This is a genomic window from Pedococcus dokdonensis, from assembly GCF_900104525.1.
Lineage (GTDB): Bacteria > Actinomycetota > Actinomycetes > Actinomycetales > Dermatophilaceae > Pedococcus > Pedococcus dokdonensis.
On sequence record NZ_LT629711.1, the window covers coordinates 3,759,225 to 3,780,105 of the forward strand.

General features: G+C 72.8%; 22 protein-coding genes and 1 pseudogene. 14 read left to right on the forward strand and 9 right to left on the reverse strand.

Annotation, left to right across the window (positions count from 1 at the left end; all coding sequences use genetic code 11):
• Positions 1–19: 19 nt before the first annotated feature.
• From BLQ34_RS17680 to BLQ34_RS17690, 3 genes are all read right to left on the reverse strand, one after another.
• Entirely contained in the window at positions 20–1,189 is a 1,170-nt protein-coding gene (locus tag BLQ34_RS17680; protein WP_091788564.1) for a hypothetical protein, read from the reverse strand.
• Positions 1,190–1,351: 162 nt separating this feature from the next.
• Complete coding sequence (locus tag BLQ34_RS17685; RefSeq protein ID WP_172829422.1) at positions 1,352–2,143, reverse strand: sigma-70 family RNA polymerase sigma factor; 792 nt, start codon at positions 2,141–2,143, stop codon at positions 1,352–1,354.
• A gap of 188 nt (positions 2,144–2,331) precedes the next feature.
• The gene (locus BLQ34_RS17690) at positions 2,332–3,141 is read right to left on the reverse strand and encodes an HAD family hydrolase (protein ID WP_231961344.1); all 810 of its coding nucleotides are present in this window, start codon (positions 3,139–3,141) and stop codon (positions 2,332–2,334) included.
• A 67-nt stretch (positions 3,142–3,208) separates the two neighbouring features.
• Between BLQ34_RS17690 and BLQ34_RS17695 the strand changes: the two genes are divergently transcribed.
• From BLQ34_RS17695 to hemB, 6 genes are all read left to right on the forward strand, one after another.
• On the forward strand, positions 3,209–3,475 hold the full coding sequence (locus BLQ34_RS17695) for a glutaredoxin family protein (RefSeq protein ID WP_231961345.1): 267 nt from the start codon (positions 3,209–3,211) through the stop codon (positions 3,473–3,475).
• A gap of 144 nt (positions 3,476–3,619) precedes the next feature.
• A complete protein-coding gene (locus BLQ34_RS17700) occupies positions 3,620–4,345 on the forward strand; it encodes a redox-sensing transcriptional repressor Rex (protein ID WP_091788573.1) in 726 nt (241 codons plus the stop codon).
• The gene (locus tag BLQ34_RS17705; RefSeq protein WP_091788576.1) at positions 4,342–5,652 is read left to right on the forward strand and encodes a glutamyl-tRNA reductase; all 1,311 of its coding nucleotides are present in this window, start codon (positions 4,342–4,344) and stop codon (positions 5,650–5,652) included. The genes BLQ34_RS17700 and BLQ34_RS17705 overlap by 4 nt, the downstream gene beginning before the upstream one ends.
• Complete coding sequence (hemC, locus tag BLQ34_RS17710) at positions 5,649–6,755, forward strand: hydroxymethylbilane synthase (RefSeq protein ID WP_091788579.1); 1,107 nt, start codon at positions 5,649–5,651, stop codon at positions 6,753–6,755. The genes BLQ34_RS17705 and hemC overlap by 4 nt, the downstream gene beginning before the upstream one ends.
• Positions 6,752–8,392: a bifunctional uroporphyrinogen-III C-methyltransferase/uroporphyrinogen-III synthase gene (locus BLQ34_RS17715; RefSeq protein ID WP_091788582.1), complete on the forward strand. Its 1,641-nt coding sequence runs from the start codon at positions 6,752–6,754 to the stop codon at positions 8,390–8,392. Before hemC ends, BLQ34_RS17715 begins: the two co-directional genes overlap by 4 nt.
• A 5-nt stretch (positions 8,393–8,397) precedes the next feature.
• Complete coding sequence (hemB, locus tag BLQ34_RS17720; protein WP_091788586.1) at positions 8,398–9,393, forward strand: porphobilinogen synthase; 996 nt, start codon at positions 8,398–8,400, stop codon at positions 9,391–9,393.
• Positions 9,394–9,545: 152 nt separating this feature from the next.
• On the opposite strand, the gene BLQ34_RS17725 is transcribed toward hemB, so the two are convergent.
• The 3 genes and pseudogenes from BLQ34_RS17725 to BLQ34_RS17730 all read right to left on the reverse strand — a co-directional run bounded on the left by BLQ34_RS17725 (position 9,546) and on the right by BLQ34_RS17730 (position 11,261).
• A complete protein-coding gene (locus tag BLQ34_RS17725; protein ID WP_231961346.1) occupies positions 9,546–10,250 on the reverse strand; it encodes an endonuclease domain-containing protein in 705 nt (234 codons plus the stop codon).
• A gap of 78 nt (positions 10,251–10,328) precedes the next feature.
• Positions 10,329–10,637 (reverse strand): annotated as a pseudogene (locus BLQ34_RS19550) (type IV toxin-antitoxin system AbiEi family antitoxin domain-containing protein); the annotation flags it as partial.
• A gap of 90 nt (positions 10,638–10,727) precedes the next feature.
• Complete coding sequence (locus BLQ34_RS17730; RefSeq protein ID WP_091788592.1) at positions 10,728–11,261, reverse strand: YceI family protein; 534 nt, start codon at positions 11,259–11,261, stop codon at positions 10,728–10,730.
• A 114-nt stretch (positions 11,262–11,375) separates the two neighbouring features.
• On the opposite strand from BLQ34_RS17730, the gene BLQ34_RS17735 reads away from it, so the two are divergent.
• The 8 genes from BLQ34_RS17735 to BLQ34_RS17770 are packed head-to-tail and all read left to right on the forward strand — an operon-like array spanning position 11,376 to position 18,313.
• Entirely contained in the window at positions 11,376–11,960 is a 585-nt protein-coding gene (locus tag BLQ34_RS17735; protein WP_091788594.1) for a MarR family winged helix-turn-helix transcriptional regulator, read from the forward strand.
• 51 nt (positions 11,961–12,011) lie between these two features.
• Entirely contained in the window at positions 12,012–13,367 is a 1,356-nt protein-coding gene (gene hemL / locus BLQ34_RS17740) for a glutamate-1-semialdehyde 2,1-aminomutase (RefSeq protein ID WP_091788597.1), read from the forward strand.
• Between the two features lie 32 nt (positions 13,368–13,399).
• A complete protein-coding gene (locus tag BLQ34_RS17745; RefSeq protein WP_091790186.1) occupies positions 13,400–14,014 on the forward strand; it encodes a histidine phosphatase family protein in 615 nt (204 codons plus the stop codon).
• A gap of 8 nt (positions 14,015–14,022) precedes the next feature.
• Entirely contained in the window at positions 14,023–14,622 is a 600-nt protein-coding gene (locus tag BLQ34_RS17750; protein WP_231961347.1) for a TlpA family protein disulfide reductase, read from the forward strand.
• Between the two features lie 9 nt (positions 14,623–14,631).
• Entirely contained in the window at positions 14,632–15,384 is a 753-nt protein-coding gene (locus BLQ34_RS17755) for a cytochrome c biogenesis CcdA family protein (RefSeq protein ID WP_091788603.1), read from the forward strand.
• Entirely contained in the window at positions 15,384–17,057 is a 1,674-nt protein-coding gene (gene resB / locus BLQ34_RS17760) for a cytochrome c biogenesis protein ResB (RefSeq protein WP_091790188.1), read from the forward strand. The genes BLQ34_RS17755 and resB overlap by 1 nt, the downstream gene beginning before the upstream one ends.
• Positions 17,054–18,016, forward strand: a complete 963-nt coding sequence (gene ccsB / locus BLQ34_RS17765) for a c-type cytochrome biogenesis protein CcsB (RefSeq protein ID WP_091788605.1) — start codon at positions 17,054–17,056, stop codon at positions 18,014–18,016. Before resB ends, ccsB begins: the two co-directional genes overlap by 4 nt.
• Positions 18,017–18,313 carry a DUF4229 domain-containing protein gene (locus tag BLQ34_RS17770; RefSeq protein WP_091788608.1) on the forward strand — a complete coding sequence of 99 codons (297 nt, stop codon included), beginning with the start codon at positions 18,017–18,019 and terminating at the stop codon, positions 18,311–18,313.
• Positions 18,314–18,343: 30 nt separating this feature from the next.
• Here BLQ34_RS17770 and BLQ34_RS17775 read toward each other — a convergent pair whose 3' ends face one another.
• The 3 genes from BLQ34_RS17775 to menE all read right to left on the reverse strand — a co-directional run bounded on the left by BLQ34_RS17775 (position 18,344) and on the right by menE (position 20,834).
• Positions 18,344–19,216, reverse strand: a complete 873-nt coding sequence (locus tag BLQ34_RS17775) for a 1,4-dihydroxy-2-naphthoate polyprenyltransferase (protein WP_091788610.1) — start codon at positions 19,214–19,216, stop codon at positions 18,344–18,346.
• 94 nt (positions 19,217–19,310) lie between these two features.
• Positions 19,311–19,592 carry a PLDc N-terminal domain-containing protein gene (locus BLQ34_RS17780; protein WP_091788612.1) on the reverse strand — a complete coding sequence of 94 codons (282 nt, stop codon included), beginning with the start codon at positions 19,590–19,592 and terminating at the stop codon, positions 19,311–19,313.
• A gap of 12 nt (positions 19,593–19,604) precedes the next feature.
• Positions 19,605–20,834, reverse strand: a complete 1,230-nt coding sequence (gene menE / locus BLQ34_RS17785; protein ID WP_091788615.1) for an o-succinylbenzoate--CoA ligase — start codon at positions 20,832–20,834, stop codon at positions 19,605–19,607.
• Between the last annotated feature and the right edge of the window lie 47 nt (positions 20,835–20,881).

Here is a 20,881-nt window from a genome sequence, read left to right on the forward strand (position 1 = left end):
GAGACGGGCGTGGCGCCGGTCAGGGGAGGGTGACGGTGACGCCCGGCAGGGTGACCGGCCCGAGCGTGCTGCTGGGCACGGTCGCGCCGACACCGGTGCCCACGCTCAGCGTGGGGAGCGGCACGGTGGCCGTGAGGGAGGGGACGATCGGGACCGAGACGCTCAGCGTCGGCAGGCCCACGCTGGCGCCGCCGGTACCGACGCTGGCGCTGCCGCCGCCCCCACCCACGACGGGACCGCTGCTGCTCGATCCCCCCGGCACGGGCACGCCGCCCGGCACGGTGACGGCGGTGCTGGGCACGGTGATGCCGCCCGACGCCGAGCTGGTCGCCGAGCCGGAGGGTGCGGTCGTGGCCGACGAGCCGGGCAGCGAGGCCGGCCCGAGGGTCGAGGAGACCGCCCCGGTGCAGGCACCGCCGCAGGCCGCGATCCGGCGGGCGGTGCTCTCCTCGGTGTCGCGCAGGAGGGCCACGAGCTCCGCGAGCTTCGGCTGGGAGCCCGCCGGCACCTCGGTGCGCAGGGCGTCGAGCTGCGGGAGGGTGCGGGCGGTGAAGTCGCGCATCGCGATGAGCGACTGCGGGTTGCCGGTCGTCGCGTAGGCGGTGTCGAGCGCCTGTCGGCCCTGGCGGACCGAGTCGATCGCCCCGCCGAGTGCGGTGTTGATGTCGCCGGCGTCGTCGTCGCTGCGCTCGGCGAGGGTGCGGGCGTCCGAGACGTGCCCCTGCGCCTGGGCGAGGAGGGTCTGGCCACGCTCGAGGTCGCCGTCGGCCAGGCGGACGGCGACGCCGTCGAGCCAGCCCTTGACCGGGTAGAGCGCCTGGCCGGGGACGGAGCCGCGCGATGCCACCCCGACGACACCACCGACCAGGAGTGCGGACGCGGCGGCACCGGCCAGCAAGCGGGGGAGGCCACGACCCACCACGACCACGACGGGGGTGGTCCGGGAGGCGGCTCGGCGGGCGGCGGCGGCCTTGGCGGCGACCGGGCTGGGGGCGGGCATCCGGGCGGCCTCGGCCATCAGCCGCTCGCGCAGGGTGGCCACGAACTCGGCGTCGGCCGCCGGGACGGCCGAGGTCAGGCCGACGAGGTGTCGGCTGGTCTCGACGAGCTCCGCCAGGCCGGCGTCGGTGACCCGCTCGCCGTCGAGGGCGCGCTGGAAACGGTCGGCCGAGCGGTTCAGTACTGGCATGCCGGCTTCTCCCTCCCCAGCCCTGCTGCGACCCGTGCGGTGGTCCCGGGCGGGATCCCTGCGGTGGAGTCGATGACGGTCGTTCGTGCTGAGAACGAGCGGCGGACCCGGAAGTTACGCGTCGACCCGTAGCGATATCCGGGTCGGTCCCCCCGGGACTGGTCACAGGTCCACATCGGCCAGCTCCCGGTGCAGGGCGCGCACGGCGCGGAGCTGGAGCTGCTTGACCGCACCCTCGGACTTGCCGAGCACCTTCGCGGTCTCGGCCAGGCTGAGCCCCTGGAGGAACCGGAGCACCACGCACTCGGCCTGCTCGGGCTTGAGGCCCTTGACCGCCTCGAGCAACCGCTGGTCGCGGAGCCGGTCGAGCACCTCGTGGTCGGGCGCCGCTTCGACCCGCGGGTCGGCGTCGAGCATGTCGGCCGTCGAGACCTCCATGCGGAACCGTGCGGACTTGGCGTTGTCGGTGATCAGGTTGCGGGCGATCGTGATGAACCACGCCGCGATGTCGCGGCCCTGCCACGAGAAGGAGTCCATCCGGCGCAGCGCCCGCAGGAAGGTCTCGGAGGTGATGTCCTCGGCCAGCTGCTTCCCGCCCACCCGGACGTAGACGTAGCGGTAGACGACGTCGACGTAGCGCTCGTAGAGCAGGCCGAACGCCTCGCTGTCACCCCGCTGCGCGAGCTCGACCAGGGCCGAGACCCGCTCGAAGTCCTGGGGCGCCTCACCCGGTCCGAAGCTGGCTCGGGTGGCGGACCCGCCCGACCCCCCGGATCCACCGGACAGCGTGCCGGCGTCGCCGGCGATGCTGAGCGCCACGCGCAGGGAGTCGAGGAACTGGGCGGTCGCCGGGCCGAGGCCGTGGTCATCGCCCGGGCCGGTGCCGACGCCCGCGTAACCGAACGCCGGTCGGTTCGTTGGCCAGGTCGCAGTGCCTCGGGCAGGGCTGAGCACCGCGAGTCGTCTCGCGGCGCTGCGACCTGCAAAGAACCGGATGGCGGCCTCCTGACCGGGACAGTTTCCCCGATAAGGGTCGGATTGTCAGGAGACGTGCGCCACAGCGGCCGCCCACAGCGCGGGCGATCACACGCAACCCCAACCAAACGCGGGTATGCGGCGTGGTCGCCGCCTGCGACAGTCCGTCAGCGCGAGCGGCGTCGAGCGGCTGCCGCCGCGAGCGCGCCGGCGAGGGCGGTGGCCCCGACCGCCTGGACGCCGACCTTCGCGGCTCGCCGGCCGGTGCGGTAGTCGCGGATCGTCCAGCCGTGCGCACGGGCGTGGTCGCGCAGGGCGCCGTCGGGGTTGATCGCGCACGGGTGGCCGACCAGCGAGAGCATCGGGATGTCGTTCGCCGAGTCCGAGTAGGCCGAGCACCTGGCGAGGTCGAAGCCGCGCTCGAGCGCCAGTGCCTCGATCGCGGTGGCCTTCGCGGCGCCGTGCAGTGGCTCCCCGGACAGCCGCCCGGTGTAGACGCCGTCGACGGACTCGGCCACCGTGCCGAGGGCCCCGGTCAGGCCGAGCCGGTCGGCGATCACCTGGGCGACCTCGACCGGCGTGGCGGTGACCAGCCAGACCTCCTGGCCCTCGTCGAGGTGCATCCGGGTCAGCGCCTGCGTGCCGGGCCAGATCTTGTCGTGCATCGCCTCGTCGAAGATCTCCTCGCCGATGGCGCCGATCTCGGCGACGGAGTGCCCGGCGATGAAGCCGAGCGCCTGCTCACGGATCTGCTCGACATGCTCGAGGTTCTCGCCGAGGGCGGCGAACCGCAGCTGCTTCCACGCCATCGCGCTCACGTCGCGCACCGTGAAGAAGTCGCGCCGCCACAGGCCGAGTGCCAGGTGCCAGATGCTCGCGCCGCGCATGACGGTGTTGTCGACGTCGAAGAACGCGGCCGCTGAGCGGTCCGGCGCAACGGCGAGGGCCCGCTCCAGGTCGCTCGTCCGGTCCGTCATGCCGGCCAGCCTAGGGTGGCCGGTACGGACGGCCGCGGGCGGTGCGGCGGCGGCATACCCTCGGGGTGTGACCCAGCAGCCCACGTCCGGCGAGCCGCGCATCACCCTGGTGAGCAAGCCCGGGTGCCACCTGTGCGAGGAGGCCCGCGCGGTGATCGAGCGGGTCGCCGCCGACCTCGGGGTGGGCTGGGTGGAGCGGTCGATCGAGGACGACCCGGCGCTGCGGCAGCGGTACTGGGAGGAGATCCCGGTGACCTTCGTCGACGGCCGGCAGCACGACTACTGGCGGGTCGACGAGACGCGGCTGCGGGCCGCACTGACCCGCTCGGAGTGACGCGGCTCACGTGCTCGACGCGTGCTCCGTGAGACGGCTGCTTGTGACTTTGTGCATCCGTTCACAAAAGCGTAGCCTGCAGAGGCTCCCGTCCGCCCCAGCCAGGCGCGGACTGCCAGTGATGAGAAGGAGCCGGAAGAGACTGTGTCTGCCGACCCGAGCGCCCGTCGGGGCATTCCCGACGCCACGGTCGCACGGCTACCCGAGTACCTCCGTGCCCTGACGGGGCTGGCGGAGCGCGGGATCACGTCGGTGTCCTCCGAGGAGCTCGCCTCGGCGGCCGGGGTGCGCAGCGCCAAGCTCCGCAAGGACCTCTCCCACCTCGGCTCCTACGGTGTGCGCGGGGTCGGCTACGAGGTCGACCACCTCGCCTACCAGATCTCCCGCGAGCTCGGCCTCACCCAGGACTGGGCGGTGGCCATCATCGGGATGGGAAACCTCGGCCACGCCCTCGCCGCCTACAGCGGCTTCGCGACGCGCGGCTTCCGGGTCGTCGCCCTGCTCGACCAGGACGCCGGTCTGCTGGGGCAGGAGATCGCCGGGCTCACCGTGCAGCCGATGACCGCGCTCGACGAGCTGGTCGCCGAGCAGGGCCTGGCCATCGGTGTCATCGCCACGCCCGCCGCGTCGGCCCAGGCGGTCTGTGACCAGCTGGTCGCCGCCGGGGTCCGTTCCATCCTCAACTTCGCGCCGTGCGTGCTGGCCGTGCCCGACGACGTCGACGTGCGCAAGGTCGACCTGTCCACCGAGCTGCAGATCCTCGCCTTCCACGAGCAGCGCAAGGCGCTCGCGGCCGAGGGCTCGCTCGGGGGCCTCGACGGCAACCTCGACGGCTCACTCGGCCCGGTCCCCAAGGCGGTGAACCGATGAGCCTGGTGATCCTGGGCCTGTCCCACCACACCGCCCCGCTGCCGCTGCTCGAGGCGATGACCCTCGACGCCGAGGGGCGTCGTGCCCTGTCGGCCAGCCTCACCCGCCGCGACAACCTCTCCGAGGCGATCGTGGTCTCGACCTGCAACCGCACCGAGGTCTACGCCGAGTCGGCCACCTTCCACGGTGCGGTCACCGACATCGCCGACGCCCTCACCGAGGTCACCGGCGTCGGCCGTGACGAGCTGCGCGAGCACCTCTACGTGCACTACGAGGACCGCGCCATCGCGCACGCCTTCACGGTCGCCTGCGGGCTCGACTCGATGGCGGTCGGCGAGGCCCAGATCCTCGGCCAGATGCGCACCGCCCTGCGTGAGTCGCAGAAGTCCGGGCACGCCGGACCGGCCCTCAACACCCTGTTCCAGCAGGCCCTGCGGGTCGGCAAGAGGGCGCACACCGAGACCGCCATCGATGCGGTCAGCGTCTCGCTCGTCGAGGCCGGGCTCGCCCGTGCCGAGCGCGAGCTCGGTCCGCTGACCGGCCTCAAGGTCCTCGTCGTCGGCGCCGGTGGCATGAGCTCGCTGGCCGCCACGACCGTGGCCCGACGCGGAGCCGCCGGCCTGACCATCGTCAACCGCACCCTGGCCAAGGCGGTCCGCCTGGCCGAGCGCACCGGTGGCACGGCCCGTCCGCTCGAGGACCTGTCGGCGGCCCTCGCCGGGGCGGACGTCGTGATCTCGTGCACCGGGTCGACCGGCGTGGTCGTCGACCTCGCCACCGCGGGCGACGCCCAGGTGGCCCGTGCCGGCCGTCCGCAGGCCTACATCGACCTGGCCCTCCCGCACGACGTGGCACCGGAGGTCGCCTCGCTCAGCGGGGTGACCCTCGCCGGGCTCGCCACGCTGGGCGAGGACCTGGCCGGCGGCGCGACGCCGCCGCAGGTGAGCGAGGTGGCCGACCTCGTCATCGGCGAGGTCGCGGCATACCTCACCTCGCGGGCCGCGGAGAGCGTCGCCCCGACGGTCGCCGCCCTGCGCTCGCACGCCGCCGACGTCGTCGCCGCTGAGCTGACCCGGCTCGACCAGCGGCTGCCCGAGCTCGACGACGTGGCGCGGGCCGAGGTCCAGCTCGCGGTGCACCGGATCGTCGAGAAGCTGCTGCACACGCCGACCGTCCGGGTGAAGGAGCGCGCCGTGGGTGGCCAGGGCGCCGACTACGCCGAGGCGCTGCGGGAGCTCTTCGACCTGCGTCCGGGCGAGACGGCGACGGCCTCCGTGCCGCCGCCCGAGCGGGGAGGTATGCCGTGAGCGCACCCGCCACTGCCCCCCTCGCCCTGCGTCTGGGCACCCGTCGCAGTGCCCTCGCGACCACCCAGTCCGGCTGGGTGGCCGACCGGCTGCGCGCCCACGGCCACACCGTCGAGCTCGTGGAGATCGTGACGGAGGGCGACACCTCGACCGCGTCGCTCGCCTCGATCGGCGGCACCGGCGTCTTCGCCGCCGCCCTGCGGCGCGCCCTGCTGGCCGGCGAGGTCGACTTCGCGGTGCACTCGCTCAAGGACCTGCCGACCGCGGCCGAGCCCGGCCTGGTCGTCGCGGCGGTCCCGGTGCGGGAGGACCCGCGCGACGTGCTGGTGTCCTCCGGCGGGCGCACCCTCGGTGAGCTCGGCGAGGGTGCCGTGGTCGGCACCGGCTCCCCGCGTCGCGTCGCCCAGCTCGCTGCCCTCGGGCTCGGCCTCTCGTTCAAGGACATCCGCGGCAACGTCGACACCCGCATCGGGCTGGTCCGCGACGGCGCCCTGGACGGTGTCGTGCTGGCCCGCGCCGGACTGGCCCGGCTCGGCCGGCTCGACGACGTGGCCGAGGCGCTCGACCCGCTGCAGATGCTCCCGGCCCCCGGGCAGGGTGCGCTCGCGGTCGAGTGCCGCACCGACGACCACGTGACGCAGGCTGCCCTCGCGGTCCTCGACGACGCCGACACCCGCTCCTGCGTGACGGCGGAGCGCGCCGTGCTGGCCGCCCTCGAAGCCGGCTGCTCCGCCCCCGTCGGGGCGCTGGCCGAGGTCGTGGAGGGAGAGGACGGCCTCGAGCTGTCGCTGCGCGCCTTCGTCGGGGCCGTCGACGGGTCGTTCGACCTGCGGCGCTCGCTCGTGGGCGGTGTCGACGACGCCGAGGCCCTGGGTCGCCGGCTCGCCGCCGTGCTGCTCGACGACGGCGGCGACCTGCTCCGCGGCCCGGAGGAGCGACCACCCGCCCCCGATGCACCCGGCCCCGCCGGTGCCGGTCCCGCAGGCAGCCACGACGCGCAGCCGCCCGACCCACCCGGGGCGACCGGAGCCGATCCGCTCGCCGCCACCGACCGCAGCACCGACCGCATTTCCGATCACGACAGCACGGAGCGTGCACTGTGAGCCCCACGCGCTCGACCACCACATCCACCACCACGACCACCCGCCCGAGCCGGGTGCCGGGTCGCGTCGCCTTCGTCGGCGCCGGCCCCGGTGACGCCGGGCTGATGACCGTCCGGTCCCGCGACCTGCTCGCCGCCGCCGACGTCGTCGTCATCGACCAGGTCGCCCGCGAGGACGTCGTGTCCCGCTACTGCCGCGAGGGCGTCGAGGTCGTCGACGCCGGCCACGGCGACCACGGACAGCCGCTGACCCACGCCATGCGCGCCAAGCTCGTGGTCAAGGCGGCGAAGTCGGCCACCGGCGGCCTCGTCGTCCGGCTGATGGACGGCGACCCGGCGACCTTCAACGGGCTGGCCGAGGAGGCTGTCGCCTGCCAGAAGGCCGGCATCGGCTTCGACATCGTGCCCGGCGTCAGCGCCGTCTCGGCGGTCCCGGCCTACGCGGGCATCCCGCTGACGTCGAGCAGCTCGCCCGCCGTCCACGTGATCTCCGCGAACGACCGCCACGTCGACTGGGCCGCCTCGGTGGCCGAGTCGGTCACGGTCGTGCTGCTCGGGCAGCCCGACGACCTGGGCGCGGCGCTCGGCAAGCTCCTCGCCGCCGGCCGCGGGGCCGAGAGCCCGGTCGCCCTGACCGAGCGTGGCACCACGATCCGCCAGGCCACCCGGGTCACCACCCTCGGCGAGGTCGCGAAGGTGATGAAGACCCTGGAGTTCCCGGCCCTGGCCGTGGTTGGCTCGACCGTGGCCCTTCGCGACCAGCTGTCCTGGTTCGAGACCAAGCCGCTCTTCGGCTGGAACGTCCTGGTGCCCCGCACCAAGGAGCAGTCCGGGTCGACCATCACCCGGCTCGAGTCCTACGGCGCGACGGCCGAGGTCGTCCCGACCATCTCGGTCGAGCCGCCGCGCACGCCCCAGCAGATGGAGCGTGCGGTCAAGGGCCTGGTCACCGGCCGCTACGAGTGGATCGGCTTCACCTCGGTCAACGCCGTCAAGGCGGTGCGCGAGAAGTTCGAGGAGTTCGGGCTCGACGCCCGCGCCTTCGCGGGGTTGAAGATCGCCGCCGTGGGTGGCGTCACCGCCGCGGCGCTGCGCGAGTGGGGCATCGTGCCCGACCTGGTGCCCTCCGACGAGCAGTCCGCGCACGGGCTGCTGGAGGACTGGCCGCCGTTCGACGAGGTGCTAGACCCGATCAACCGGGTCTTCCTGCCGCGCGCCGACATCGCCACCGACACCCTCGTCGCTGGCCTGCAGGAGATGGGCTGGGAGGTGGACGACGTCACGGCCTACCGCACCGTGCGCGCCGCCCCGCCCGCCGCCCACATCCGCGAGGCCATCAAGGGCGGGCAGTTCGACGCGGCGGTGTTCACGTCGTCCTCGACGGTGCGCAACCTCGTCGGCATCGCCGGCAAGCCGCACCCGTCGACGGTGATCGCCTGCATCGGCCCGGCCACCGCCAAGACGGCCGAGGAGCACGGCCTGCGGGTCGACGTCCTCGCACCCGAGGCGTCGTCCGACTCGCTGGTCGACGCGCTGGCCGACTACGGGCTGGGGCTGGCTGCGGCCGCGGCCGAGGCCGGCGAACCGGTGCTGCGTCCCAGCGCCAAGAAGTCCGCCTCGCGCCGGCGCGCCAAGTAGCCACGATGACTGACCACTCGCAGCCGGCGGGGCCGGTGATCCGACCCCGCCGGCTGCGGCAGTCCGCGCCGATGCGCCGGCTGGTCGCCGAGACGCGACTCGACCCGGCCGAGCTGGTGCTGCCGGTCTTCGTCCGTGAGGGCATCGAGACCCCGGTCGCCATCTCGGCGATGCCGGGGGTCGTCCAGCACACGCTGGCCTCGCTCGTCGACGCCGCCCGCGAGGCGGCCGACGCCGGCATCGGCGGGCTGATGCTGTTCGGCGTGCCGGCCAGCAAGGATTCGGTCGGTTCCGGCGCGGACGACCCCGACGGCATCCTCAACGTCGCGCTGCGCGCGGTCGTCGAGGCCGTCGGCGACCGCATCGTCGTGATGTCCGACCTGTGCCTCGACGAGTTCACCGACCACGGCCACTGCGGTGTACTCGACGCCACCGGCCGCGTCGACAACGACGGCACGCTCGCGCGGTATGCCGCGATGGGCCTCGCGCAGGCCCGCGCCGGAGCCCACGTGCTCGGGCTCTCCGGGATGATGGACGGCCAGGTGGCGCACGTGCGCGCCGCCCTGGACGCCGAGGGCTTCACGGACACGGTGCTGCTCGCGTATGCCGCGAAGTACACCTCGGGTCTCTACGGCCCGTTCCGCGAGGCGGTGCAGTCCTCGCTGGTCGGCGACCGGGCGACCTACCAGCAGGACCCGGCCAACGCGACCGAGGCGCTGCGTGAGCTCGAGCTCGACATCGCGGAGGGGGCCGACATCGTCATGGTGAAGCCCGCGACGCCCCACCTCGACATCGTCGCAGCGGCCGCGGCCGTGTCGACGGTGCCGGTGGCCGCATACCAGATCTCGGGGGAGTACTCGATGATGGAGGCGGCTGCGGCGAACGGCTGGATCGACCGGGAGCGGGCGCTGATGGAGGCGCTGCTCAACATCCGCCGGGCCGGGGCGCAGATCATCCTCAGCTACCACGCCCTCGAGGCCGCGAAGCTCCTCCGCCCCTGACCTGCCTCCCCCGCACCCCCGCCCCCCGCATCCCTTCCCCCCGCACCCACCGCCCCCCCTTCCCCCCGCACCCACCCCGCAACACGGCAGTTGCGTCCACTTCCGCCCAGCAATTGCTGGGCGGAAGTGGACGCAACTGCCGTGTTGCCAGGTCAGGCTCGCACGCCGAGGGCTGCGCGGATCCGTGCGAGCAGCACCGCCGGACGAGCCAGGTCGTCCCACGTCAGGCGGATGACGGTGTAGCCGAGCTCGCGCAGCCGGTCCTCACGCCGCTTCTCGCGCACCAGTGCCTCCCGCCCGTCGGCCCCGCCGTACTTCAGTGCGCCGTCGAACTCGACCACGCACCGCTCCCCGACGAGGAAGTCGACGCGCGCGACGACGACGCCGCGGTCCTGGATCACGGCCTGGGACCGCACCGGCAGTTCGAGCACCTGGAGGATGATCCGGGTGCGGGTCTCCCCGGGTGACTCGCAGGACGGGTCGACGTCGGCGAGCATCGACCGCACGCGTCGCCGGCCCCTGAGGCCGCGCAACAGTCGCTCGCTTGCCTCCTGGAGATCGTCCGTCGTGCAGGCCCCGCCGTGCGTCGCTGCGTCCGCGGCGACGAGTCCGCCCTCGTAGGACATGGACGCGGTGGTGACCACCGCATCGGCCACCTCCAGCACCGACAGCCCGTCCACCCGGACCGGTGCCACCAGGGCACGCAGGGGCATGACCCGCAGGCCGTTCCTGGTGGTCGTCTCGGCCACGTCCCCCGCCAGCACCACCAGCGAGCGGTCGACGTGCCACATCGGCAGACCGTGCAGGGCGAGCGCGGAGTGGTGGCTGGCGGTGTCATCCGTCGGCCTCGACCGCATCACTGACCTGACGGTGAGTCGATATCGCTCATCGGGGGAGGCCTCGCGCCATGCGGTGCCGTCGACGAAGGCGCCACGGCGAACCCGGACCAGGGACCCCTCCCGGAGCCAACGGCGAACGTCCGTGCCCGAGGCGCCGGCGGCGGTGAGCTGCGCGCTCGCGACGACGTCGCCCTGTGAGCTGAGAAGGGCACGCACCCTGAGGTCAGGGATGGAGGAACCTACGGAGGTGTGCACCCCGGAACTGTGACCCGCGACGGCGACGGAGGCTCCCTCCGCCGTTGGGCGCTGTGGACAGGTCCGGGACCGCGAACCAGCCTGTGGACGGTACGTCGAGCGCGGGGTCGGTGACGGGTCGCGCGGGGGCGGCCACGCGGCATACCTCATGCAAAACGGCGGTTGCGTCCTGTTCCGGCCAGCAATTGCTGGGCGGAACCGGACGCAACCGCCGTGTTGCGGGTGCCGACGAGTGGTGGGTCAGGCGGCCTTGGTGAGCTGGATGTCCAGGTTCAGCTTGACCTTCTCGGAGACGAGCACGCCGCCACCCTCGAGGGCGACGTTCCAGGTGAGGTCCCAGTCCTTGCGGTTGATGTCGGCGGTGGCCTCGAAGCCGGCCTTCTCGTTGCCCCACGGGTCGGTGGCCAGTCCGGTGAACTCCAGGTCGAAGGTGACCGGCTTGGTGACGCCCTTGATGGTCAGGTCGCCGGTGAGGGAGTCGGGGGTGACCTCGGTGGAGGTGAAGCTCATGGTGGGGTTCGACTCGACGTCGAAGAAGTCCGCGGACTTGAGGTGGGTGTCGCGGTCCGCGGAGCCGGTGTCGACCGACGCGATCTGCGCCACGGCGGTGACCTGCGAGTCGGTGATGTCGTCGCCGACCTTGACGGTGCCCTCGAACTCCTTGAACTGGCCGCGGACCTTGGTGACCATCAGGTGACGGGCCACGAAGCCGATCTCGCTGTGCGAGGCGTCGACGGTCCAGGTGCCGGCGGGGAGGTCGTTGATGCTTGCCATGAAAATCTCCTGTGGGGGTCTGCGGTCGAGACGGTCCCGTCCGCTTCCTCTCTCCGAACGTAGCAGACTCTGTTTATATTTCAACTAACTGTCCACCTGCCATACTTCGTGCTCATGAGCACCCCACCGGGTGAGCCACAGTGGCTCAGCGAGGACGAGCAGCGGGCCTGGCGCGCTTACCTGCGCGGCAGCCGGCTGATCGAGGAGGCCCTCGACCACGACCTGCAGTCGCACGGTGTGCAGCTCACCGAGTACGAGATCATCTCGATGCTGTCCGAGAGCCCGCGACGCCGGCTGCGGATGTCGAGCCTGGCCGATCTCGTCGTGCAGTCCCGCAGCCGCCTCACCCACACCGCCACCCGCCTCGAGAAGCGCGGCTGGGTGGTGCGGGAGTCCTGCCTCGACGACAAGCGTGGCGTCGAGCTGGTGCTCACCGACCGCGGCTGGCAGGCGGTGCAGGAGATGGCCCGCGTGCACGTCGCCAGTGTCCGCAGGGCGGTGATCGACCCGGTGCCCCCCGCGCTGTTCACGGCCCTCGGCGAGGCGATGGACGCGATCCGCAGCGCGCTGGCCCCGGGTGGGGCCGAGGGCGACCACCCCGCCGTGGCCCTGGAGGCCGAGGCGCTCGAGGCGGGGGCGCTCGGGGCCCACGCGGCACAGCAGTCCCACCCGACGCCCACCACGCCGGGCGGGGCCTGACCCATCGGGGCGGGGCGCAGGCTCTCAGGGTCGGCTGGGACAATGGGCCGCATGACTGGTGGCTCCACGGCACACCCCTTCGACGCACCGGCTTCCGACGCGCTCCTGCAGCGCGCGCTGGCGGTGACGCCGGGTGGGGTGAACTCGCCGGTCCGCGCCTTCCGCGCCGTCGGGGGCACCCCGAGGTTCATGGTGTCGGGGGACGGTCCTTACCTCACCGACGCCGACGGCCGCGAGTACGTCGACCTGGTCTGCTCATGGGGACCGATGATCCTCGGCCACGGCCACCCGCAGGTGCAGCGCGCCGTCCTCGACGCAGCTGCGCGGGGCTTCTCCTTCGGGACGCCCAGCGAGAACGAGGTCGCGCTCGCCGAGGAGATCGTCCGTCGCGTGGCGCCCGTCGACCAGGTGCGACTGGTGTCCAGTGGCACCGAGGCGACGATGAGCGCGATCCGTCTCGCGCGCGGCTACACCGGTCGCTCGCTGGTGGTGAAGTTCGCCGGCTGCTACCACGGGCACGTCGACTCGCTGCTGGCCCAGGCCGGGTCGGGGGTCGCCACCTTCGCGCTGCCCGACTCGGCCGGCGTCCCCAAGGAGATGGCCGCCGAGACGATCGTGCTGCCCTACAACGACCTCGACGCCGTGGCGGCGGCCTTCGCCGAGCGGGGCGGTGAGATCGCGGCGCTGATCACCGAGGCGTCGCCGGGCAACATGGGCGTGGTGCCGCCGGCCCCCGGCTTCACCGAGGGGCTGCGCCGGATCACCGCCGAGCACGGGGCCCTGCTCATCTCCGACGAGGTGATGACCGGCTTCCGGTGCAGCGTCGCCGGGTGGTACGGCCTCGAGGCCGGGGAGCAGGGGTATGCCGCCGGGGCGCCCGACCTGTTCACCTTCGGCAAGGTGATGGGCGGCGGCTTCCCCGCCGCGGCCTTCGGGGGGCGGGCCGACGTGATGGCCCTGCTCTCCCCGGTCGGCCCGGTCTACCAGGCCGGCACGCTCTCGGGGAACCCGGTGGCGACTGCCGCCGGGCTCGCCACCCTCCAGCTGTGCACTCCCGCCCTCTACGAGCGCCTCGGCGAGGTCGCGGACGCCCTCACGGCCGGCCTGGAAGAGCACCTGGGGGCGGCCGGGGTGCCCCACGTGGTGCAGCGCGCCGGCAGCATGTTCAGCGTGTTCTTCCGGGACGCAGCGGTGCGTGACTACGACGCGGCGCGGGCCCAGCACGTGCCGGCGTACTCCGCGTTCTTCCACTCGATGCTCAGCCAGGGTGTCTACCTCCCGCCGAGCGCGTTCGAGTCGTGGTTCGTCAGTGGCGCGCACGACGAGGCTGCGGTCGACCGGGTGCTCGCCGCGCTGCCCGCCGCGGCGTCGGCGGCCGCAGAGTCGTTTGCGACAATCTCCTCGTGAGCAGCCCAGCCGACCGCACCGTGGTGCACCTGATGCGCCACGGCGAGGTGCACAACCCCGAGGGCGTCCTCTACGGACGGCTCGACGGCTTCCACCTCTCCGACCTCGGCCACGAGATGGCGCGCAGGGTCGCCGACCACCTCGCCGATCACGACGTCACCCACGTCGTCGCCTCGTCGCTGCTGCGCGCCCAGGAGACGGCCACGCCGGTCGCGGAGGCGCACGGGGTGGGCATCACCACCGACGACCGTGTCATCGAGTCGGCGAACGCCTTCGAGGGGCAGCTCGTCGGCAGCATGCGACCGGTGGACTTCCTGCGTCCCTCGCACTGGTCCAAGATCGCGAACCCGTTGCGCCCGTCCTGGGGCGAGCCCTACGCCGTGGTCGCCGAGCGCATGCTGGCCGCGATCGCCGATGCCCGCAGCGCGGCCCGCGGGCACGAAGCCGTCGTCGTCTCCCACCAGCTGCCGATCTGGACCGCCCGCAACGCCCTGATGGGCAAGCGCCTGTGGCACGACCCCCGCAAGCGCGAGTGCCGGCTCGCGTCGCTGACCACCCTCACCTACCTCGGTGAGGAGCTCGAGTCGATCACCTACTCCGAGCCGGCTGCCGCGCTGCTCGCCCAGTCCCACGGCGGCACCGGGTGATGCCCCGTATGCCGCGTGCCGCGGTGCTGATCGCGGCCCCAGTCCTGCTCGTGGCCCTGGCCGGCGCCCTGGCCGGGTGCAGCGAGGACCCGAACTCTGTTGCGGCGCAGGCGAAGTCGGGCAACCGGCAGGGCTACATCTCCGGCGACGGCAACATCGAGACGATCGCCGCGGGCAAGCGCAACAACCCGGTCACGCTCACCGGCACCACCCTCGACGGCAAGTCGTGGACTAACGCGGACGCGGCCGGCAAGGTCACCGTGCTCAACCTGTGGGCGTCCTGGTGTCCTCCGTGCGAGACCGAGGCCTCAGACCTCAAGGCGGCCGCCGAGAAGATCGCCGCGGCGGACAAGCCGGTCGTCTTCATGGGCATCAACTACCGCGACAACCCCGACTCGGGGCGCTCGACCGCGGCCCGCTGGGGCATCCCGTTCCCGTCCCTGGACGACCCGGCCGGCACGACCATCCTCTCGCTCCAGGGCAAGGTGACCTCCCCGCCCACGACGCTGGTGCTCGACCGCGAGGGCCGGATCGCGGCGCGCGTGAGCGGCGCGGTCACCACCGCCACCCTGACCGGCCTGGTCGACGACGTGCTGGCCGAGCAGTAGCCCCACCCGATGACTGCTGACGCCGCGAACACCGTGACCTCTGGCGCCCTGCCGGTGGCGATGGCCGTCGCCCTGCTCGCCGGTCTGGTGTCGTTCGCGTCGCCGTGCGTCCTGCCGCTGGTGCCCGGCTTCCTCGGCTACGTCACCGGCTTGTCCGACGAGTCGCTGGCCGACCGCAAGCGGCACCGGATGGTGCTCGGCGCGCTGCTCTTCGTCCTGGGCTTCACCGTCGTCTTCATGACCACGACCGTCGTCCTCGCGGGTGTGGGCAGGGCGCTGATCCTGCACCGCGACCTGCTGACCAGGATCGGCGGGGTCCTGGTGATCCTGATGGCGCTGGTCTTCGTGGGGGCGGGCACCCAGCGCGAGCTCAAGCTGCACATCCGCCCGGCCTCGGGGCTCGTCGGGGCGCCGCTCCTGGGTGCCGTGTTCGGGCTCGGGTGGGCGCCGTGCACGGGGCCCACGCTGGGCGCGGTGTTCGTGATGGCCTCCACCACCGGTGACGGCTCCGCCGTCACCCGCGGGGTGCTGCTGGGCCTGCTCTACTCGCTCGGGCTCGGGGTGCCCTTCCTGCTCATCGCTGCGGGGTACGAGCGGTTCGGGCGGGTCTCGGCGTTCCTGCGCAAGCGGCAACGCGGCATCCAGCTGTTCGGCGGTGCGCTGCTCTTCGTGGTCGGGGTGCTGCTGGTGACGGGCCTCTGGGACTCGCTCACCCGCCATCTCCAGGCCACCCTCGTCAGCGGCTTCACGACGGTGCTGTGATGGCAGCCGACGACGCGATCACGCAGCCCACCCTCGGCCCGGTGGGCTGGCTGCGGTGGATGTGGCGCCAGCTGACGAGCATGCGAACTGCGCTCTTCCTGTTGCTGCTGCTGGCAATCGGCGCAGTGCCCGGGTCGATCTGGCCGCAGCGCAGCATCGACGCGGCGCGCACCGCCGACTACATCGCGAACCACCCCAAGGCCGGACCGTGGCTCGACCGGTTCGGGTTCTTCGAGGTCTACGCGTCGCCGTGGTTCGCGGCGATCTACCTGTTGCTCTTCATCTCCCTCGTCGGCTGTGTGCTGCCGCGCAGCAAGGTGCACTGGAAGGCGATGCGCTCGGCGCCCCCGAAGGCACCGGCCCGACCTGCCCGGCTGCCGTCCGGCGCGACGTTCGAGGTCCACGCCACCGGCGAGCAGGTCGTCGCAGCGTCCCGGGAGCTGTTGCGCGGCAAGCGGTTCCGTACGGTGTCGCACGACGACGCATCCGTCAGCGCGGAGAAGGGCCACCTCAAGGAGACCGGCAACCTGGTCTTCCACCTGGCCCTGATCTTCGTCATCGTCGGAGTGGCGATCGGTCACCTGTTCGGCTGGAAGGGCGACGTGATCGTCCCCGTCGGCAGGTCGTTCGCCAACACGCTTGCGAACTACGACACGTTCAGCCCGGGGCCGTGGGTCGACCCCGACAGCCTGTCGCCGTTCTCCCTCACCGTCGACCAGCTCGACGCCACCTTCGAGGAGAACGTCACGGGACGGGGCCAGTTCGGCTCGCCGCGCGACTTCACGGCGCACGTCACGACGAAGGCCACCCCGACCTCGGCGGCCCGGGAGTCGACCATCAAGGTCAACCACCCCCTCGAGATGAAGGGCGCAGGGGTCTTCCTCCTCGGCAACGGCTACGCGCCCGTCATCACCGTCCGGGACGCCAAGGGGGCGAAGATCTACAGCGCCCCCACGCCGTTCCTGGCCCAGGACAACAACTACAAGTCGGTCGGCGTCGTCAAGGTGACCGGGGCCCAGCCGAAGCAGCTCGGCTTCTCGGGCCTGTTCCTGCCCACGGCCACCATCGACCAGGAGCTCGGCCCGGTCTCGCTGTTCCCCGATGCGAAGAAGCCGGCGCTGGCCCTCACGGTCTACGAGGGCGACCTGTTCCCCGGCGGGCGTCCGCAGTCGGTCTACCTGCTCGACCAGTCGAAGATGACCCAGCTGACGACCGACAAGGGCGAGAAGCTGCGGATCTGGCTCGAGCCGGGGCAGACCTACCAGCTGCCCGGCGGGCGCGGGAGCATCAGCTTCGACGGCGTCCAGCGGTTCGCCGGGCTGTCGATCCGGCACGACCCGGGCAAGTTCGTCACGCTGGCCGCGTCGTTGCTGGCCCTGGCGGGCCTGATCTCGTCGCTGGTCGTGCGTCGGCGCCGGGTCTTCGTCCGCGTTTCCCCCGGCAGCACGCCGGGTCGTACGGTGGTAGCCGTCGGCGGGCTCGCCAAGGGTGACGACGACGGGCTCCAGGAGCTGGTGGACCGGCTGGCCGCCGACCTGGGCGCCCGGTTCGACGTGCGTGACGAGGCGCCCGACGACCCCGATGCTGAGAACGACCCCGATGCTGAGAACGACGCAGAGCCGGACCCCGAGCCGGACCCCGAGCTGGACAGCAGATTGGACGCACGAGGATGACCAACGAGAGCCTGGCCGGCTACGCCAACCTGAGCCTCTACACGGCGATGGCCGTGTTCACGATCGCGATGGTCTGCCACGCGGTCTACCTCGCCGCCCTGCTGCCCGCTCGCGACCGGGTGCGTGTCGCCGTCACCGACCGCGACCGCGAGCTGGTCGGGGCCGGGGCGCCTGTCCCGACCGAGGCGCCCTCCACCCGCCCCGAGCTGTCGTCGCGCGCCGCCAAGGCGGCCGGCCTCGCCTCGACGACGACCTGGCTCGGCGGCTTCCTGCTGCTGGCCTCGGTAGTGCTGCGCGGGGTGGCGGTGCACCGCTGGCCGCTCGGCAACATGTTCGAGTTCGCGGTGATGGGCTCGATGTTCACCGTGCTGGCCTACTCGATCTGGTCGACCCGGCGTGACCTGCGCTGGCTGGGGCTGTTCATCACCGGGCCGGTGCTGCTCGTGCTCGGCATGGCGGTCGCGGTCTGGTACACCGAGGCGTCCGAGCTGATGCCGTCGCTGCGCAGCTACTGGCTGGTCATCCACGTCACGGTGGCCACCCTCGCGACGGCAGTCTTCACCATCGGGGCGGCCCTGAGCGTGGTCTACCTGCTCAAGGACGGGTTCGAGCGGTCCGGGCGGGCGAGCGTCCTCGACCGGTTCCCGCAGACGCCGGCGATCGAGCGCACCGCCTACAGCCTGCACATCGTCGCGTTCCCGCTGTGGACCTTCACCCTCATCGCCGGCGCCATCTGGGCCCGCCAGGCGTGGGCGTCCTACTGGAACTGGGACCCCAAGGAGGTCTGGACCTTCGTCATCTGGGTCGTCTACGCGGCATACCTGCACTCGCGGGCGACCAGCGGGGTCAGCCGGCAGACGGCCAGCTACATCGCGCTGGCCGGCTACGCCTGCATCATCGTCAACTTCGCCGTCGTCAACGTGTTCTTCGTCGGCCAGCACTCCTACTCGGGGCTGTAGATGCTGCGGTACTCCGTCCTGCGCCTGCTCATCTTCTTCGGGGTGCTCTCCGTGCTCTGGCTGCTCGGGCTGCGCGACCAGGACCAGCAGTGGATGCTGCTCGTGCTCGCCGCGCTGATCTCGATGGTGCTGTCCTACTTCGTGCTGGCCCGGTTCCGCGAGGAGAGCACGGCCGAGCTGGCCCGGCGCATCCAGCGCCGCGCCGAGGCCAAGCAGTCCGGCGCTCCGGCGGCGCACGGTGTGGACGAGGACGCCGAGGACGCCGAGGACGAACGCGGGCCGGCCGAGTACCGCTGACCCGGCTTCGCAACCGCTGCTGACAGCGGGCTAGGAGAGCGTGATGCCGATCGCCAGCAGCACGGCATACCCGATCTCGAAGAGGCCGGTCCCGGCCAGGACCGGCACGAGGTCGCGGCCGGTGGCGCCGGTGCGCAGCGCCTGCGCCGGCTTCCACAGGATGCCCAGCGACAGCAGCGCGATCCACGCCAGCGGGTGCTGCGTCGCGATCACCACGAGCATCGCGACCGCGACCAGGACCAGCAGGGCGTAGAGCCAGCGGGTGCCCGTGTCGCCGAGCCGGACCGCGAGGGTCAGCTTGCCGCTCTCGCGGTCGGTGGGGATGTCGCGCAGGTTGTTGGCGACCAGGATCGCCGAGGCGATGGCGCCCACCCCGACGGCTCCGGCGACTCCGACCGAGGTGAGCTCCTTGGCCTGCGTGTAGAGCGTGCCGAGGGTGGCCACCAGCCCGAAGAACAGGAAGACGTAGAGCTCGCCGAGCCCGCGGTAGCCGTAGGGGTTGTCGCCGCCGGTGTACTTCCACGCGGCCAGCACGGCCAGCGCGCCGACCGGGATCATCACCCACGCCTCGCTCAGGGCGACGAGGGCCAGGCCGACCAACCCGGCGAAGCCGAAGAAGGCGAACGCCATCAGCTTGACGTTGTCGGGGTCGGCGAGGTGCTGGCCGACCAGGCGCACCGGGCCGACGCGCTCACCGTCGGTGCCGCGGATGCCGTCGGAGTAGTCGTTGGCGTAGTTGACCCCCACCTGGAGCCCGATCGACACGAGCAGCGCGAGCAGGCCGAGCGCGAGGTCGGCGCGGTCGACGGCTGCGGCGGCAGCGGTGCCCACCACGACGGGGGCGACGGCGGCGGGGAGGGTGCGCGGGCGGGCGCCGGCGATCCACTGGTTCAGCGTGGCCATGGGGTGGTGTTCTCGCTCAGGTCGTGCGGGCAGGTGGTGCGGGACGTCGTCGTCCCAGGCTCTCGGTGCGCAGCGCTGGCTCCGAGCGTGTGGTTCAGAGCCTACGGAGGAAGTCCGGGTCGTCGTCGGGGCCACGCGGGGCCGGCGGGCGGTGAGATGGACCACCCGGCCCGCGGCCCTGGCCCCCGGCGTTGCCGCGCTGCGGTCGCCCGGCGATGAACCACGCGATCGTGCCGACGATCGGGAAGAGCAGGATCAGCAGCAGCCAGAGCAGCTTGGGCAGCCCCCTGACCTGCGCGTCGTCGGTCTGGATGCAGTCGATGACGGCATAGACGGTGACTGCGAGGAGCAGCAGCCAGGGCAACAGCCGGATCATGCCCCCATGGTGTCACGCGCGGTCGGCGAACCGTTCGGCGACCGCCACCCGGTCGGGTTTGCCGGGTCCGCGCAGCGGGATCGCGGGCAGCACCAGGACCCGTCGCGGCATGGCGTGCGCCGGGAGTATGCCGCGCAGCAGCTCGCGAAGCCCGCTCACCGTGGGGGCGTCATCGGTGGCGTCGGCGGGTCGGTCGGGGTGGTCGCCGGGGTGGTCGCCGGGGTGGTCGCCGGGGTGAGCGGCGAGCACCACCGCTGCGCTGACCGCCTGCCCCCAGTGGTCGTCGGGGGTGCCGACCACGACGGCCTCGGCGATCCCGGGCAGTGCGGTCAGGGCGTCCTCGACCAGCCTGGGCGCGACCTTGAGGCCGCCGGTGGTGATCAGGTCGTCGAGCCGGCCGTCGACGTGCCACCGTCCCTCGTCGTCCACGTGGCCGACGTCGTCGGTGCGGAACTCTCGGGTCCCGTCCCCGGACGTGGCGAAGGACGCCGCGGTGAGGTCTGGGCGGCCGAGGTAGCCGGTGGCCAGGGTCGGTCCGCCGAGCCAGAGCCGTCCCTCCCCGTCCGCTCGGACCGTGGTGCCGTCGAGGGGGAGGCCGTCGTAGACGCAGCCCCCGCAGGTCTCGCTCATGCCGTAGGTGGTGACGGCGCGGACGCCGCGGTCGCGGGCTCGGGCCAGCAGGGCGGGTGGGGTCGCTGCCCCACCGACCAGGACCGCGTCGAAACCGGCCAGCGCCTCGGTCGCGGCGGGGTCGGCCAGCAGGCGCACGAGCTGGGTGGGCACCAGGGCGGTGTACCGCCGGGCGCCGTACCCGGGCTGGCCGAACACCGCGGCGGCGTGGACGAAGGAGCCGGGCGTGAAGCCGTCGGACAGGTCGACGAACCCGGGCTCGGTGCCTGCGGCGACGCAGCGCAGCAGCACCTGCACCCCCGCGATGTGGTGTGGGGGCATCGCGAGCAACCAGGCGCCGGGGCCGCCGAGCCGGTCGTGGGTGGCCGCGGCGCTGGCGGCGAGGGCGGTGGCCGGGAGCATCGCCAGCTTGGGGGTGCCCGTCGAGCCGGAGGTGCCGACCACGAGGGCGGTCCCCTCGTCGGGGACGGCGCCGTCGGGGAGCGCGGGCGGTGGTGCCGCCGCGGCATACGGGACGACGGCGAGCTCGCCGTCCAATGCCCTGCGCAACACCGGCAACGCGGCCACGGCTTCCGGGCCGGCGGCGATGGCCAGTGATCGCAGTGACGTCACGCGGTCAGGCTAGCCGCCCCGCAGGCGGGCCCGGCCGGCCCGGTGGA